A 15,525-nucleotide genomic window follows, 5' to 3' on the forward strand; every position below is an offset into this window, starting at 1 on the left:
CAATTTTATAAATTTCTTTTTTAAGGATTAGCTATGAAAAAGGTTTTAGCAATCACAGCAGCAGCTTCAGTACTCTCTTTTGGCGCAGCATACAAACTCCCTGAACAGTCGGCTAGAAGTGTAGCCCTTTCTGGTGCGTATGTTGCTGGAGCAGATCATGCAGATGCAGCATATTTTAACCCAGCTAATATGAGTTTTATGCCAAATGATAGCTTTTTTGAATTTAGTCTTACCGGCATCTACTTGCCAAAAATCACTTTTACTGGCCAGGTCTACTCTCCGCAAACTAAACAGTTTGAGCCTGCAAATGCCAGAAGTAAAAAAGAGGGATTTTTAGTTCCACATCTACATTGGGTAGGAAAAGAGTACAAAGGTCTTCGTTTTGGTTTAAGTATAGTAACTCCCGGAGGACTTTCAAAAAGATGGACAACACAGCCTCAAATCTGGAGTGCAGAGGAGTTTACACTCCGCATAGCAGAAATCAACCCTTCTGTTTCATATAAAATTACTGATAAAGTTGCGATAGCTGCAGGAGTGAGGGCTCTTTATAGTGATGGAAAAGTACGTGTCCATTTTCCTCATCTCTATAAAGAGGATCTCGATGGAGATACCGATTTTAAATGGGGATACAATTTAGCCCTTGCCTACCGTATCGATCCTACATTTACCCTTGCAGCAACATACCGATCAAAAATTAGCTTGCAAGAGGTTGGATCTGCAAAAGGGTATCTAGGCAAATATCTTCTTTCTAAAAATCCACAAGATCTTACAACGCTTATTCCCTACTACACCAAAGCTAATGTTGCAGTACCGCTTCCAGCAACACTCACTCTAGCAGCAGCACTTTGGATGAGTGAAAACACAAGAGTAGAGTTTACGTATGAACGCACATACTGGAGTAAATATAAAAACCTCGATTTTAATTTTTACAATAATCAATTTGCAGAAGCGGTACTTGGACAACCAAAAGCAAAAAATTGGAAAGATACAAATACTTTTAGAGTGGGTATTACTCACAAAAATAGTCCAAAATTCACAACTATGTATGGTCTTGCATACGATGAAACACCAGTGCCAACAAATCGTGTAGGATTTGAGCTTCCAGATGCAGATGCCATCATTCTCTCTCTTGGTGCACTCTATAACCATACACAAAATCTCTCTTTTGGTATTAGCTATCTCTATAGACTATAAGGTAGAGCGCTCTATTTCGCCACTTGATCGCAATAATAACGGCATAGCTGGAAAATTTAGTAATGTGCGTGCACATCTACTCAATCTATCTCTTTGCTATAGGTATTGATAGATGTTTGATTACAAATACAACAGCTTTTACGAAGTTCTCAAAGAGCATGCCCAAAAACGCCCCAAAGCTACTGCATACTATGTAGGAGATCGTAAAATTAGCTTTGAGCGTATGCTGCTCAAAGTAGACACATTTGCAAGATTTCTAGAGTTAATAGGCGTTCATAGAGGCGATAAAATAGCACTCTATTTGGCAAACTCTATTGAATTTATTGTCGCACTCCTTGCTGCGCAAAAACTAGGAGCCATTCCCGTACCAGTGAATAATTTTTTAAAAGAAGAAGAGGTTGTATTTATACTTAATGACTCTGAAGCTAAAATACTCGTTGCCAGCGCAGATTTTTCAAAAGAGCTGCAAAATATTTTTAGCCGTACCGGAGTACAAAAAATTATATGGGAGGGCGAATACAATGGATTAGATGAGAATAATATCTCTTTTAATGAGATCTTATCCAATCTTGAATCCCATGAAAAGATTACACAAAGTGTAGATATCGACGATATTGCTGTTATTATCTATACATCTGGCACAACTGGTAAACCAAAAGGTGCAATGCTTAGTTACCGCAATATCTTTTCTAATATTTTAGGCATCGAGCAGCTTCTACAAATTAAACCAAAAGAGCGTTTTATTGTATATCTGCCTATGTTTCACTCTTTTACTCTTACCGTTACTATACTTATGCCCCTTTATTTTGGATCCCCGGTGGTTATTATTAGATCAATCATGCCTTTTTCTAATATTATCAAGCAGGTTTTACTCAAGCGTGTCTCAATCTTTGTTGGCGTCCCTGATGTATACAATGCTCTATCCAAAGCAAAACTTCCATGGTATTTTCACTGGTTTAATAGTGTGAAATATTATGTAAGTGGAGCAGCAGCGCTGCCAGAAGATACGCTCAAACGTTTTCGCAAGCGCTTTAAAAAAGGGGTTTTACTTGAAGGGTATGGCCTTAGCGAAGCAAGTCCCGTTGTTGCAGTGAATCTTCCCAATAAGCAAAAACCAAAATCAGTAGGCCCAGCAATTCCAGGTGTTACTGTGAAAATAGTCGATGAAGATATGGTAGAGCTTCCGCTTGGAGAGATTGGTGAAATCATCGTCAAAGGTGATAATGTAATGCAAGGTTACTGGAAAAGGCCAGAAGCGACAGCCGAAACAATTGTCAATGGATGGCTAAGAACCGGGGATCTTGGATATATGGATGAAGATGGCTTTATCTTCATAGTAGATCGTAAAAAAGATCTCATCATCTCCAAAGGCATCAATATCTATCCAAGAGAGATCGAAGAGGTGCTCACTTCACATCCACTCGTAAAAGCTGCAGCTGTTATTGGAATCAAAGATGAAAAGAGTGGAGAGGTACCAGTGGCCTATATTGAGAGCGAAGATGGTGAGCAGATCAGTGAGAGCGAGATAAAAAAATATTTGCGTGAACATCTTGCCAACTATAAGATCCCAAAATCTATATTTATTGTCGATGAACTTCCAAAAAACGCAACAGGTAAAGTGCTCAAACGGGTACTCAAAGAGAGGCTCTCACAATGAAAATAGCAGTAGTAGGAGGTGGTGGAGTTGGCGGCTATATTGCCGCAAAACTGAGTGAACATTTTCATGTGGATCTTCTTTCAAAATCGATGCAGCAACTCCATCTCATTGAAAATGGCAAACTGCAAACCTATCATCCTCATATTCTCGATAAACCAAAAGGGGTATATGATATTATCTTTTTTGCTACAAAAAGTACTGTACTTCCACAAAGAGCTAAGGAGCTACAAACACATATCCATACTCATACCATCATTGTACCCCTTCTCAATGGGATCGAGCCATATAACCAGTTAAAAAAACTCTTTCCCACAGCCAAAGTCCTCAAAGGCGCAATCTATATTATCGCAAACAAAGTAGCACCAGATACAATAGAACTCAAAGGTAAAGGAGCGCTTGTAGTTACTGAGCAAAATGAGACTCTTGCACACATCTTACAAACTGCTGAAATTAAATATAAAATGCCTCAAGATATCGACAAAGCTATTTGGCAAAAGTACCTTTTTATTGCAGCAACTGCAGCTTTAACGACTCTTTATAATGCAACGTTTGGTGAGATTGCAAAAAACCATCTTGACGAATTTACAAGGCTTTTAAAAGAGATAAAAGATATAGCAAACAAAGAAGGAATTCCTCTTAATGAAGAAGATATTGAGCGCTCAATAATGCTTTTAGAAAAGTCTCCACCCAATGCAAAAACTTCTATGCAACTCGATTTTGAAAAAGGGGCTCCAAGCGAAGTTGATAATCTCATTGGGTATCTTGCACAAAAGTCACCACTTTTTACACAGATTCATAATAGACTCTTAGAACAAAGAAGATGAATAGCTCTTTGCTATCTCTTCTGGCTTTACCTCAAGATCCTCTACAAGATTATTTATCTTTTCAAACTCTCCTCGCTCCAGTTTTTGTGCTATACGTAACAGCAACCCATAAGGTGTCTCATGAGCCACTATCGCTTTATGTATCTCTTCATCAAGGGATGGAAACTCTGCTAAAATCTCCTCCTTCTCTCCAAGCACTTCCGTTAACACTGATAGCATTCCTACAAGATATGCTTTATCGCTATCAAGTTCCAACCTTGAAGCTATATTATTTAAAAATGTAGCACGGCTTACTGCCACAGCTACCCAAGGATTTGTATCAAAATCACCTCCTTCATGTGCAAAAAACATGAGTAGAAGCCACTTTTTAAGATTTTTGATACCAAGGTAGGCAACCGCCTGACTAATAGAAGCAACTTCTTTTTGTAGATTAAAATAAGATGAATTTATAAGTTTTAAAATATTAAATGAGAGTTCTGGACTCTTTTTCAATGCTTCAACGATTTCTTCAAACTCATCCTCACTCATTGACCATATCTTTAATATCTCATTTTTTGATGGCATCACTATTTTTTGTCGAGCTATTTGTGGCTTCATAAAATAGTAACCCTGAAAATAGTCAAAACCTAGTTCCTTGAATCTATCATACTGCTCTTTTGTCTCTATTTTTTCTGCCAAAAGTTTAATACCGTTTTTCTTAAGACTTATTACAATCTTCTCTAAAGCATCTTCATCTAAATCTTCATGAAGAGCATCGAATTTAACAATATCAAAAAGTGAAAAAAATTTCTTGTATTTATCAAATGCATTCCAGTTTGCCACAAAATCATCAAGTGCAATCTGAAATCCGGCTTTTTTATGTTTTTCTAAAATATGTGCCACACGAGATATTTCAACCTTTTCTAATACCTCAATAACAAAATACTCTTTGGGAAGAGACTCTATTGTACCACTTACTAAAAGCGTCTCATCTATATTGATAAATCCTAGCTTTCTATGCAGTACTGCCATAAAATTACTAAACAAAAAACCTGTTAGAACTAGACTAGTAGCACCTCTATCTGTTAATTGTTGTTTTTCGCCACGAAAAAGCAGTTCATAACCAAACAGTCTCTCTTCTCTATCTAAAATTGGTTGCCTCGCAAAAACCACCTCTTTAGACATTACCCCTCTATTCCGCAAAGTTTGAGAAGTGCTTCACTTCTTGGCTCTCTACCTGCAAATGCTTTAAAGCTCTCCATTGCTGGACGACTTCCACCTTTACAAAGTATCTCTTGCAGATAACTTTCGGCAATCTCATCATTATAAATGCCATTATCCACAAACATAAAAAATGCATCAGCGCTTAATACTTCTGCCCACTTGTAGCTGTAGTACCCTGCTGCATATCCTCCCGCAAAGATATGACCAAAACCCCATTGAAACTTATTGTATGGTGGTACAGGCACCACACTTACCTCTTTGCGAACTTCATCTAGTATTTGCTGTACGTCCACTGGCCACTGCATGTGTACTTTCATATCAAAAAGACCAAATTCAAGCTGACGTACCATTGCCATGGCACTTTGAAAATTTTTGGCTCGTTTAAGATTTTCTATCATCTCTTTTGGAAGGGGCTCTCCTGTTTGATAATGCTTTGCAAAAAGACTTAGCACCTCCTCTTCATAGGCAAAATTTTCTAAAAATTGGCTTGGAAACTCCACAGCATCCCACTCAACTCCTGCAATGCCACTGACTGCAGGCTCTTTAACTTCGCTTAATAGATGGTGCAAAGCATGTCCCATCTCATGAAAAAGCGTTACCACATCATCTGGTCTTAGAAGACTTGGAGCAGTATCACTACTGGGAGCAAAATTTGCCACAATATAGGCAACAGGATAGACAACCTCTCCCTTTTCATCTACATGGTGCGTTACCCACTCATCCATCCATGCTCCGCCTCGCTTACCTTCTCTCGCTTCCAAATCCACATAGAGTCTTCCTACGAGTCTGTGAGGCAAAGAGATCTCATAGCATTTGACACTCTCATGCCAAACAGGCGTATCAATCTCTTGAAACTGTAGTTTAAAAAGTCTGTTTAAAAAAGTAAAAAGTCCATTTACTGTTGCATCCTTTTCAAAATAGGGTTTATACTTTTCATCATCCACATCCAATTTTGCAATTTTGAGTTTTTCGCTCCAGTAAGCAATATCGTAGGGCTGTAATTCATAGGCAGCACCATTTTCTTTGGCAAATTGTTGCAGCTCTTCAAACTCTTTTTGTGCCTGAGGTTTGCTCTTTTTTGCAAGATCTTCTAAAAAGCTCACTATCTCTTCTGGACTTTGCGCCATCTTTGTCTCTAAACTTAGCTTGGCATAATTTTTAAATCCCAATAGCTTTGCCTTTTTATGGCGCAATTCCAAAATAGCATTAATAAGTTTTTCATTTTCTGGCGCTCTCGTTACATAGGCTTTGTAGAGTTCCTCCCTCCGCTCGCGGCTTGGACCATAAGTCATATAAGCAATATAGCTTGGCTGCTTGAGAGTAAAGCGCCATCCATTTTCTACTTTGGCAGCCCTCAGCTCATCTTCTGGCATCTCAGCTACCTCTTTTGGATCTGTAATGAGCATCTCATACTCATCAGTAGCTTTGAGGAGGTTTTGGGCAAAACTGCTTGAAAGTTCACTCAATTTTATATTAATCTTTTTAAGCTCCTCTTGCTCTTTTTGAGGCAATGCTACACCACTAAGCTCAAACTCTATGAGCATATCTGTTACCACTTTTTTTTGCTCATTACTGAGATCTTGCAACTCAAAAATCTCTTTGAGAGCATCATACACTGCACCATTTTGCCCAAGCTCTGTATGATAGCGACTAAGCTCAGGCAAGAGTTCATCATAAACCTTTTGCGTTTTAGGAGAGTTTTTGACGTAGTTCAGATGACTAATAGGACTAAAATAAAATCCAAGTTTCTCCTCCATAAGCTGCAAAGGTCTTACAAAGTTTTCATAGCTCTTTTTTGGAATTGTCAAAAGATTTGCAAGTTTTTCTCTATTTTCCTCAATTGTTTTTAATACAAGCTCTTTTTGCTTTTCAATATTCTCTTCAGTAATTGTAAACTTTGGGAATTTAGGCATTAAGCCTCCTTGAAAACTTTTTTTCTTCATTTTATCCAAAATATCGCTAATTTTATAATAAAGCAAAGCTTTCAATGATTTTTATGCAGATTAAAAAATATTCTTGTTTTACTCAACTTCGTTTATTTCAAGATAAACTAGATATTTGTATGCCAAGTACAAAATTCTTAAGATTTTCGCAAAAACTCTTAGCGCACTTTGGCGCGCTACCCTCTTTTGTCGTGCTGAGAATGGATCCTTGGTGTAACAAATAGTGAAGCTATAAAAATAGCCTTTCAAAAATATGAAAAAAGATCCTTGGCAGCTATCAAAAGCTTGAGAAATTCAAACGAGGAGAGGATATTAAGAGGATTTTAACAGGCTAAGACCGAAGTATCCGATACGAAGATACAAAGAGGTGATAGGATATAATAGTAAAATGAAAGAATATGAGCGCAATATTATAAGTAAATTCAAAGACTTTGATGCCACAAGCACATTGCAAGCTATCAAAAGCTTCAAAAAAGTCTGGAATAGTGAGCAAGATTATTTAAAGCATATAGAAAAAAGATTGGCTGAAAAAACTATCAGAAATGAAGAGGAATATCTCTATAAAACCATAGATTGTCTGGCAAACGCTGAAACATACGTTGTAGCCGAATATGAACAAAGTTGGGATAGGATTCGATATGCATCTTTTGGTAATTTGGCTGTTGTGTTTAATGAATATGGTACAATATTAACAAGCTACAAAATAGATGAGACAAAAAAGCCTTTTTAGGTGAAGCATAAAGAGTTTGGAGCAAAAATTAAAAAAAGTACGACTGATGAAAAATTTAGAAAAGTTTTTAGAAAGCTACGAGATAAACTTAAAATATTTTGATTTAGAGGCTTTTGAAAATGAGATAATGGATATCCCATATCAAATTGAAGTGCTTGAACAAAACTATGATAAGCTTACAGATGCCCAAAAGAAGAAATTTTTAGAGCTCAATAAAAAACTTGTTGAAATTCTTGGCAATATTCAAGCAAAAAATAGCTTGCAAGAGAAAATTTTAGAAGCGCTAAAAGAGTCTTTAAAAGTAGAGCAAGAAAAAGAACATATAGCAGCTCAAAATTATGCCATAGGCAAGAGGGCTCCCACCTCCTCCTTTGCCCGTTCCTCTGTGCGAGGCGGCACGGCCGGGAGAATCACCGCGTCAACCTATGGCTTTAATAGTATTATAATATAAAATTTACTCTTTACCTAAATCCTCCAATTCCATCCTAATCTTATCCATATATTCAATATCAATGGAGTTTAAATCATTATTAATAATCTGCAGCAGCTTTAGTCTTTCATAGATAAGTTCTGAATAGCCCAAGTTTTTAAATGCTTCGAGTGTACTATGTTTTGATTTTTTTTCAAGAGATCCTATAGAAATACTTACTTGAGTAAAGCGAAAATAGCCCACCTGGTTATTGAAATTTTTAAAATAAAGGAGTAATCACAAACTTGTTTCGCGTCACTCAACTTCGTTTGCTTCAGGGTAAACCAGCCACTCATATGCTCAGACACGAAATTTCTTGAATTTCTACTTCGTATATACTTACGGCTTTCGCTTTGGAACGAAAGCAAAGCAGTTTGCTTTCTTAAGCCTTTGGCTTGCGATTTAATGAAATCATAAATTTGTTTCGCTTCGCTCAACTTCATTTATTTCAAAGCAAACCATCTGCTCGTATATTCGTCACTAAAATCCTTGATTTTAGGACTCACATATACTCGCAGATTTCGCTCAGGCACGGACAACAAGCAGTTGTTGTCCTAAAACTTCGTTTTGCCCTCGCTCACTTAAAATCGGGTCATCGGTGTAATATAAGAAAAGTGGTTCTTTTTTTGAAAGGACATAATATGAGTCTCAATCCCCTTAAAATCGGGTCATCGGTGTAATTTGAAAAAATTGTCAGCTAAAGAATTGGCTGACATTAGTCTCAATCCCCTTAAAATCGGGTCATCGGTGTAATGAAGGCTTGAAGAGGCAGATAAGCTTGCAATAGAAGTGTCTCAATCCCCTTAAAATCGGGTCATCGGTGTAATGTAGGTGCTATTTCATCAAATGTAAAAAAAGTGCTGTCTCAATCCCCTTAAAATCGGGTCATCGGTGTAATTATGATTATCGCTTCAACACTGCAATGGATGTGGCTGAGTCTCAATCCCCTTAAAATCGGGTCATCGGTGTAATATTTAGTCCAGATATAGCTAAATGGGAGGAACTATCAGGAAAGTCTCAATCCCCTTAAAATCGGGTCATCGGTGTAATAAGTTATTAGAGGCATGTTAAGAGGCTATTATGTCTCAATCCCCTTAAAATCGGGTCATCGGTGTAATTGATGTAGCTTTTGAAGCACATTCAGTTAAATCATTAAGTCTCAATCCCCTTAAAATCGGGTCATCGGTGTAATAGCTAAATGGGAAGAGTTAAATAGTGAACAAAAGCTTGGTCTCAATCCCCTTAAAATCGGGTCATCGGTGTAATATAGTGAACAAAAGCTTGAAGTTAAAAAATCCTTAAGTCTCAATCCCCTTAAAATCGGGTCATCGGTGTAATAGTAACAACAAGTTGTCAAATACCCATAAATACGATAATTTAGTGTATCAATAGTTTTCTTAAAATTTACTTTAGTATCCATTATTTGTCTTTTTATCGAAAATCGATCTCCGAAAAATCGATACTTTAAGTCTCATTTAATACTTAAATGAAACTTTAACACATTTACCGTATGAGAAATATCTCTTTCAAATCATACGCAACACCCATGTATATACCATGATCTTTGATTTTGTATATTCTTACATCGTCCTCATCTGGATCAATAAGTTCGGTAAGTTTATCAGCTATCGCATAAATCTCCTCTTTAGTTGCTTTCTTTGCAAGGAAGATAGAGTATTGGATCCTTATACATTCTTGCTCTAATAATTTTGCAATTTTGCGAAGTCTTTTTGGATTGCTAATGTCATAGCAGATCAAATAGTCACTTCTTTTCATAATTTACCACTCTTCCCACTATGTATCTACGTGCATCAATGATATAAACTTTAAAGAATTTTGTAAGATAGAAGAGTTCGCGCAGTGATATTTCGGTATTGAGACTGAGGTAGAGTGCATAAATTTTGTTATATGAAACAATAAATTGAGTATCTTCGATTCTGATATCCAGATATCCATCATTAGCTTTTACTTTGGCATTTGATTTAATGATGAGTTTTTTTCGATAATATCTCTCATTGTTGCGAGGGTTTGCTTTATTGCTGACTCTTGGCCTTCTATGAAAATCTTGAGATTTGTCCATAACTTTTTCCTTCCATTGTGCGTTAGCAGTACACTTTTCTTATTTTTAGAAAAATCCTGAATTGTAAGATGCTTATCGAGAAATTGATATGCTACAAACTTGTCAATTTCAGCTCTGAAAAACTCTAAGATATCTGAACTCAAAGCTAAATGATCTCTAAAAGAGGTATGTAAATAGCCAATAAGTGGCTCAAAACCATAAAAATGAAGCCATGTTGATATTTCAAAATAGAAGATAGTATATACATAGGATAGCAGAGCATTTACCGGATCAAGAGGCGGATTTTTACTTCTTTGCCCTTTGGCTAAAATTTTTGGAAATAACGTAAAATAGTGTTTGAAGTACTCTTTTGCCAAACTACCCTCAATTCCTAAAAGGGTTTGAAGATCTTTTGCTTTTTGCAGTTCTTTTAAAATTTTTCCTTTTTCAAAATTGAGGTTGAAGTGCTTGAGCGTTTCGTATGATTTATGGATCTTCGCTTCAAGAATAAATTTTGCAATTTCTACTCTTTTGACAAGAGCGTGATATTGAGCCTCTTTGAGGTGCGCATTTTTGTTATATTTTTTTTGAATATGGATAAACTCTTTTGGGTTTGTAGTTACTATCAAGATTGCAGTATCATTTTTGGCAATTGTTGCAATATCCTTGAGTGAAATATCGGTTCTATGTGAGAGTATGAGATAATCTATAGCCTTCAATGGGAGCTTCATCTCATTGTCTATTACCAAAACAGTGCTTTTTATCTCTATTGATGACGCTCTATCGATGATGACTCTATTCATATAACAACTGTTCCTTTGTCAAAAGGCAACTGCTTTGCTTTGCCGAGCAAAATAGCATCCTTTTCAACTTCAACAATATTGATTCTATCAACTTCAGCATCCATTCTCAAAAAGAGTTTTCTTATCAATTTTTCGAGATCTTTTTGTGATAGATAACTCTCCACTGCACTCTTTTGCCCGCCAAAGGCAAAAGAGTAAACTACTTTTCTTACCTTATAGAGTCGCTTTTTATCTGCTATGTCATAACAAATAAGATAGAGTTTAGTCTTCATCGACTCTGCTTTTCAAGGATGCAACAAAACTACAATCTTTTTTAATGGCAGACTGCTGTAACGCTTCATATTCACCTTTTAGGCGGCTTAATTCTTCAGCTTTGTCGCCACTTGCCAAAAAGAAAAGAGCCGGCCAAAACACTACTAAACCCACAGTGGTTGCTAATACATCTCGCTTATGAGCTTTATCTTGAACACCTGCAATTTCAGATACTTTTGCAGAAACTCTTGCCATCTCGTCTTGAAGCTGTTCACAAGAGTAATGACGGTATTGCAATGGAGATACATACGCAGCATTGATATCTTCAGCCTTTTTGGCACATCCTGTGAATAAGACTCCCAACATGAGAGACAAAGAAACAATTTTTCTCATAACAACCTCCAGTTTTTGAGGAGATTGTAGTAGATAAAACCGTCAATTATTGTCGTTTAGAAACTTTAATAGAAGATTTTCAAGCTCTTTTTGAAGATATGCAGGGGATATTATTCTCATATGAGGAAGCCATCTCTTGGCCAAAAGGAGAATTTCATTGTCGTTGTTTATATTGTATTCTATGAGCAACGAACCATCTTCATGCTCCTTGAGAATTTTTTGAGATTTTAAAAACTTTTTTACCTTAAAATGCCTTGCAACCTCTGCATCAACTTTTACAGTTACAGGAAAAAATGGCTCATTATAACTTGTAAAGAGAGATTGGAAATTTTTGAAAAAATAGTCTACTTCTGCTGGTGTTTTAAATGTATTCGGATGTTGCGTTATTTCTTGAATAAAATTGATTCTTAAAAATTTAAAACCATTATTAATAGGATCTTTGCTCAAAATCGCCAAATACCAGTTATTTTCTGCAAAAACAATTTTAAGCGGTTTTACTTTACTAAAATAATACGTTTTATCAGATTTATAGACTATATCGATATATTTTTTGAAATAGATTGCGCTTTTGAGGATCTGCAAATGTTTTGTAGCTATTAACTCTTCGAAAGGAGGCTCTTTGATGAAGAATATTTTGTCATCTTTTTTAATTATATTGTTTGGGCAAAAGCCAAGATATTGTAAAAAAGGGCTATTGGTCAAAATCAAAACATCTATAAATTTTTCATACTCTCCAAAATCTCTTTTTGAAGGCAGAAGATCCCCTATAGCCAACGTTTGCGGCAATGCGTAACAGCCTTTTGTAGTTGGGATAAATGAAATCTGAAAAAACTCTTCAATCTCAGCTTTTAACCTCTGTACATTTCGCACAGAAGTTTGAAGCAATTCTGCAAGATGTTTGATACAGAATTTTCTATGTTTTTGAATATACATCAAAAATGCAAGGAGTTTTCTGCTTTTAGTCACTGTCAATCCTATCGCCAAAATAATCTCATCAGCTGTTAAATAGTTCAATGTCTTTGTTTGCTTAAATTTTAAATTGCTCTGCTTCTTTTTTGCTCATTTTGATAACAAATTCTTTGTTCTTGCCTGTTTGGGTCTCTTGAAGAGTTTTTAACATATTTTTATCCTGAAAAAATGAAAGCTTGTATCTTGTATCTTGATCTTTTTGTATCATCCCCAATATTCCCATAAGTTCGCTTCTTGTAAAATTCTTCCTCAATAGAGACAAGCCTGTATCGACCCTTTTTCCATCTATTTCAAAAATGATTTCTACGGGCTGTTCGTTTCTTATGAACTCTATAAAACCCCAGCCAGCCAAAATTGCCAAAGCAACAGCGCTTGCTGTATCCAAGATCCCATATATTTCCCACAAATAAGAATTAAGAATTTTTGCAATGATTCCGCTAATGATTACAACTATAAATACAATAAATGGAATATATCGATTCACTCATATCTCCTAAATCTCACAAATTGAAACTCAGAGTATTTTGCAACTTTATCATCAATGTTTCTCTCTTTTACAATACGTTTCGTGGTAGCATAAACTGGCACTACTCCCAGCTTTTTAGCTTCATTTACAAGAATGCAACAAAGTCCAAAATCTCCTTGAATGAGAGCAAAATCTCCCTTTTTGGTATTCTCTTGCAAAAAATCGACTAGAGGCTTCGCATAATTTCTCAGACTTTCAAGATCAGGCGGCACATTGGAAAAAAGCGTTTGAAGATCTGGCGGAAGATAGACAAACTCTTCTATTCCCATCTCTTTTGCAGCTTTAATCTGTTCAGGTATCAGTTTGTGGGAAAAAAAGAGAAGTAATTTTTTCATTTGTGATACTTTCTCTTCTTTTTTTCCAGTTCATTTAAAAGAAATAGCTTGAAATTACTTTTATCTATAATAGGAGCTTCTTGTAAAACTTTATTTGCTTGATTGATATAATTTTGAAGGTGTTCAATGCTTTTCTTTAGACTTTTTTTACCACCTTTTTCTCCAATGAATGCGTGATTGGCCAAATTCCTCAAATCTTTAATTTGTTCAACAAGCTTGATAAACTCTTTTTTAAAAAAATGCTGCTGATATTTCAATATGTATCCTATTGATGAATCAATATCTCGGATTTTATAACCTTGTTCCAATAAATTAAGTTCTTCAATAATGTAATAATGAAGCGTTTCACGTAAAATAGTAAGAGCCTGAGCATATCTGTTTTTATGAAACAATACATCAGATAGTATAAGATAGAGTTGCCACTTTGGTAAATTGAAATCAAAGTTTTTAGTTTCTTTTTTCAATTCATCGATTATAAATGAAAACGATTTTATATCATTAGGTACATTTTCAACTTTTTCTAATTTCTCTTCAATTTCTTTAATTGTTTCTAAATAGATATCAGCAGCGGCAAAACCGACGCTTTTTGTATAGATATCAAATTTATTCGCCAATGAACTGATTGGATGATATTCTTCATCTCCTTTATGTTCTCTTATTTTTTTAGAAATCAATTGAGCTATTTCTCTGCCATCGCCATATTTTTTAAAAATATTTGCAGACTCTATCCATTGATTAAGTTCGATAAATGGAAGCATATTGACAATAGGTGTTATATTTTCCTCTTTGGCTTCAAATATACCGTAATACACTCCCTTTACTTCAGCATTTTTGAAATTTTTAAAAAATTGCAATATAGTAGATATAAAAAGAGGCAAGGAGCGAAATCCATGAGTAATATCGAAATATATTTCACTATTATCAACATCTAAACTTGTTAAAACTTCAAATATTTTCCAAAACTCTTCACTGTTTTTTCCAAATGGGATAATTACCTTTTCATAATCTTTTATATATTCATCAGCCAAATTCCACAAGGATTCTACAGTTCCTACAATAAAAATTTTGTCAGGATTATATAATCTCCTTAAAGCATCACCGACCAATTTACTTTGAATTATCTTGTCTTCTATTTTATAGGATGTCAAACTATAATTATATTTTTGGTTTTCTTTTTGATATTGCCCTTTTCCAAGTATACTGATAAGTATTTTCTCTTTCATGTTTCTGCCTTAAATGTCTCTTTTTTCTTAATATGGACAGCCTATTTATCTCTACCTACTTTTTTATACTAGTTCCCATAAATGAAATCAAAATTTTCGCCATTATTCAAACTATCTTATTTTTTTACCACACATTTTTGCAGTTTTTTATCAAATGTTTTAATCATATAATCTTGTGACATTGAGCAAAGTAATGCATCTACAAAATCTAAATTCTTTATTGTATATAATCTAAGGGCGTCTATAATGTAATACTTCTTTGGTAAAAGAGTGATATTTGGATATTCAAAAAGCAACTGCAACGAATCAACAATCTCTTTTTTCTGAACATCGTATACACCTCTTAAAACATAAATTACTTCTGCCACCACTTCACCTAAAATTAATATCTCTTGATTTTCGATGATATCTTTCACTTCTTCAAACATTTTTGCATCATCTTGCAGCAAATAACGCAAAACAATATTAGTATCGATTACTATCATTAATCTACTTTTCGATACTTATTCATAACATACTCTTGCCAAGCACCTTCTTCTTTTTCTTTTAAAGTTGGATTTGCATACTTTTTCAACATTCCTGCTGCTCTATTTTTTTTAATTTGTACTATTTTTTTTTCGATTTCATTTACTAAATCTGCATATTTCGCTTGAATATAAAATCCTTTTACTACATTTTTTTTCTTATCGATAATCTCGATAATTTCATACTCATCCAATTTATGCAAATTTCTTTGAATCTCAGAAATTGATAATTTTTGCACAACTTTCCTTTTCATATATATTTTCATATATTATAACAAACTATTTCAAATGGTCATCAATTTTTTCCAAAACTATTTTATTGTCTTTTTCGTTACAATAGACTCTTCTACTATCATCTCCATCAAATGGATAAAATTCATGAGAATTTTTTTTAAAATTTTCCTTCTATTTGTTGTCTCTG

General features: G+C 34.9%; 17 protein-coding genes and 1 CRISPR repeat array. Of the genes, 5 read left to right on the forward strand and 12 right to left on the reverse strand.

All coding sequences use genetic code 11. From position 1 onward, the window contains the following. Positions 1-33: 33 nt before the first annotated feature. From NITER_RS05700 to NITER_RS05710, 3 genes are all read left to right on the forward strand, one after another. On the forward strand, positions 34-1,194 hold the full coding sequence (locus NITER_RS05700) for an OmpP1/FadL family transporter (protein ID WP_084275455.1): 1,161 nt from the start codon (positions 34-36) through the stop codon (positions 1,192-1,194). 112 nt (positions 1,195-1,306) lie between these two features. Further along, positions 1,307-2,851 carry a fatty acid--CoA ligase gene (locus tag NITER_RS05705; protein ID WP_084275454.1) on the forward strand — a complete coding sequence of 515 codons (1,545 nt, stop codon included), beginning with the start codon at positions 1,307-1,309 and terminating at the stop codon, positions 2,849-2,851. Beyond that, complete coding sequence (locus NITER_RS05710) at positions 2,848-3,675, forward strand: ketopantoate reductase family protein (RefSeq protein ID WP_084275453.1); 828 nt, start codon at positions 2,848-2,850, stop codon at positions 3,673-3,675. The genes NITER_RS05705 and NITER_RS05710 overlap by 4 nt, the downstream gene beginning before the upstream one ends. Here the strand turns inward: NITER_RS05710 and NITER_RS05715 are convergent. Both NITER_RS05715 and NITER_RS05720 read right to left on the reverse strand, forming a co-directional pair. Next, entirely contained in the window at positions 3,658-4,839 is a 1,182-nt protein-coding gene (locus NITER_RS05715; RefSeq protein ID WP_084275452.1) for an EAL and HDOD domain-containing protein, read from the reverse strand. The genes NITER_RS05710 and NITER_RS05715 overlap by 18 nt on opposite strands. Beyond that, on the reverse strand, positions 4,839-6,791 hold the full coding sequence (locus NITER_RS05720) for a M3 family metallopeptidase (RefSeq protein ID WP_084275451.1): 1,953 nt from the start codon (positions 6,789-6,791) through the stop codon (positions 4,839-4,841). The genes NITER_RS05715 and NITER_RS05720 overlap by 1 nt, the downstream gene beginning before the upstream one ends. Before the next feature lie 418 nt (positions 6,792-7,209). Between NITER_RS05720 and NITER_RS05725 the strand changes: the two genes are divergently transcribed. Both NITER_RS05725 and NITER_RS05730 read left to right on the forward strand, forming a co-directional pair. Then, positions 7,210-7,551, forward strand: a complete 342-nt coding sequence (locus tag NITER_RS05725; protein ID WP_084275450.1) for a hypothetical protein — start codon at positions 7,210-7,212, stop codon at positions 7,549-7,551. Between the two features lie 46 nt (positions 7,552-7,597). Then, on the forward strand, positions 7,598-8,002 hold the full coding sequence (locus tag NITER_RS05730; RefSeq protein WP_143779634.1) for a hypothetical protein: 405 nt from the start codon (positions 7,598-7,600) through the stop codon (positions 8,000-8,002). Positions 8,003-8,665: 663 nt separating this feature from the next. Further along, a CRISPR array of direct repeats spans positions 8,666-9,358; the repeat unit is 36 nt; unit sequence GTCTCAATCCCCTTAAAATCGGGTCATCGGTGTAAT. Between the two features lie 165 nt (positions 9,359-9,523). Here the strand turns inward: NITER_RS05730 and cas2 (NITER_RS05735) are convergent. The 10 genes from cas2 (NITER_RS05735) to NITER_RS05780 form a co-directional block, all read right to left on the reverse strand. Further along, complete coding sequence (cas2, locus tag NITER_RS05735; protein ID WP_084275447.1) at positions 9,524-9,796, reverse strand: CRISPR-associated endonuclease Cas2; 273 nt, start codon at positions 9,794-9,796, stop codon at positions 9,524-9,526. Between the two features lie 189 nt (positions 9,797-9,985). After that, positions 9,986-10,882, reverse strand: coding sequence for a CRISPR-associated endonuclease Cas1 (gene cas1, locus NITER_RS05740; protein WP_084275446.1), 897 nt, complete (start codon positions 10,880-10,882; stop codon positions 9,986-9,988). Continuing rightward, entirely contained in the window at positions 10,879-11,154 is a 276-nt protein-coding gene (gene cas2 / locus NITER_RS05745) for a CRISPR-associated endonuclease Cas2 (RefSeq protein ID WP_084275445.1), read from the reverse strand. Before cas2 (NITER_RS05745) ends, cas1 begins: the two co-directional genes overlap by 4 nt. Then, positions 11,144-11,527 (reverse strand): hypothetical protein, encoded by a 384-nt coding sequence (locus NITER_RS05750; RefSeq protein ID WP_084275444.1) that lies wholly within the window; start codon positions 11,525-11,527, stop codon positions 11,144-11,146. Before NITER_RS05750 ends, cas2 (NITER_RS05745) begins: the two co-directional genes overlap by 11 nt. A gap of 42 nt (positions 11,528-11,569) precedes the next feature. Further along, positions 11,570-12,541: a WYL domain-containing protein gene (locus NITER_RS05755; RefSeq protein ID WP_143779633.1), complete on the reverse strand. Its 972-nt coding sequence runs from the start codon at positions 12,539-12,541 to the stop codon at positions 11,570-11,572. Positions 12,542-12,554: 13 nt separating this feature from the next. Further along, positions 12,555-12,980 (reverse strand): hypothetical protein, encoded by a 426-nt coding sequence (locus NITER_RS05760; RefSeq protein ID WP_084275442.1) that lies wholly within the window; start codon positions 12,978-12,980, stop codon positions 12,555-12,557. Next, the gene (csx20, locus tag NITER_RS05765) at positions 12,977-13,357 is read right to left on the reverse strand and encodes a CRISPR-associated protein Csx20 (protein WP_084275441.1); all 381 of its coding nucleotides are present in this window, start codon (positions 13,355-13,357) and stop codon (positions 12,977-12,979) included. The genes NITER_RS05760 and csx20 overlap by 4 nt, the downstream gene beginning before the upstream one ends. Further along, positions 13,354-14,580: a TIGR02221 family CRISPR-associated protein gene (gene csx2 / locus NITER_RS05770; RefSeq protein ID WP_084275440.1), complete on the reverse strand. Its 1,227-nt coding sequence runs from the start codon at positions 14,578-14,580 to the stop codon at positions 13,354-13,356. Before csx2 ends, csx20 begins: the two co-directional genes overlap by 4 nt. Before the next feature lie 116 nt (positions 14,581-14,696). Beyond that, positions 14,697-15,065 carry a type II toxin-antitoxin system VapC family toxin gene (locus tag NITER_RS05775; protein WP_084275439.1) on the reverse strand — a complete coding sequence of 123 codons (369 nt, stop codon included), beginning with the start codon at positions 15,063-15,065 and terminating at the stop codon, positions 14,697-14,699. Further along, complete coding sequence (locus tag NITER_RS05780) at positions 15,065-15,343, reverse strand: hypothetical protein (protein ID WP_084275438.1); 279 nt, start codon at positions 15,341-15,343, stop codon at positions 15,065-15,067. The genes NITER_RS05775 and NITER_RS05780 overlap by 1 nt, the downstream gene beginning before the upstream one ends. Positions 15,344-15,525: the final 182 nt, after the last annotated feature.

This window comes from Nitratiruptor tergarcus DSM 16512 (genome assembly GCF_027946175.1).
Classification (GTDB): domain Bacteria; phylum Campylobacterota; class Campylobacteria; order Campylobacterales; family Nitratiruptoraceae; genus Nitratiruptor; species Nitratiruptor tergarcus.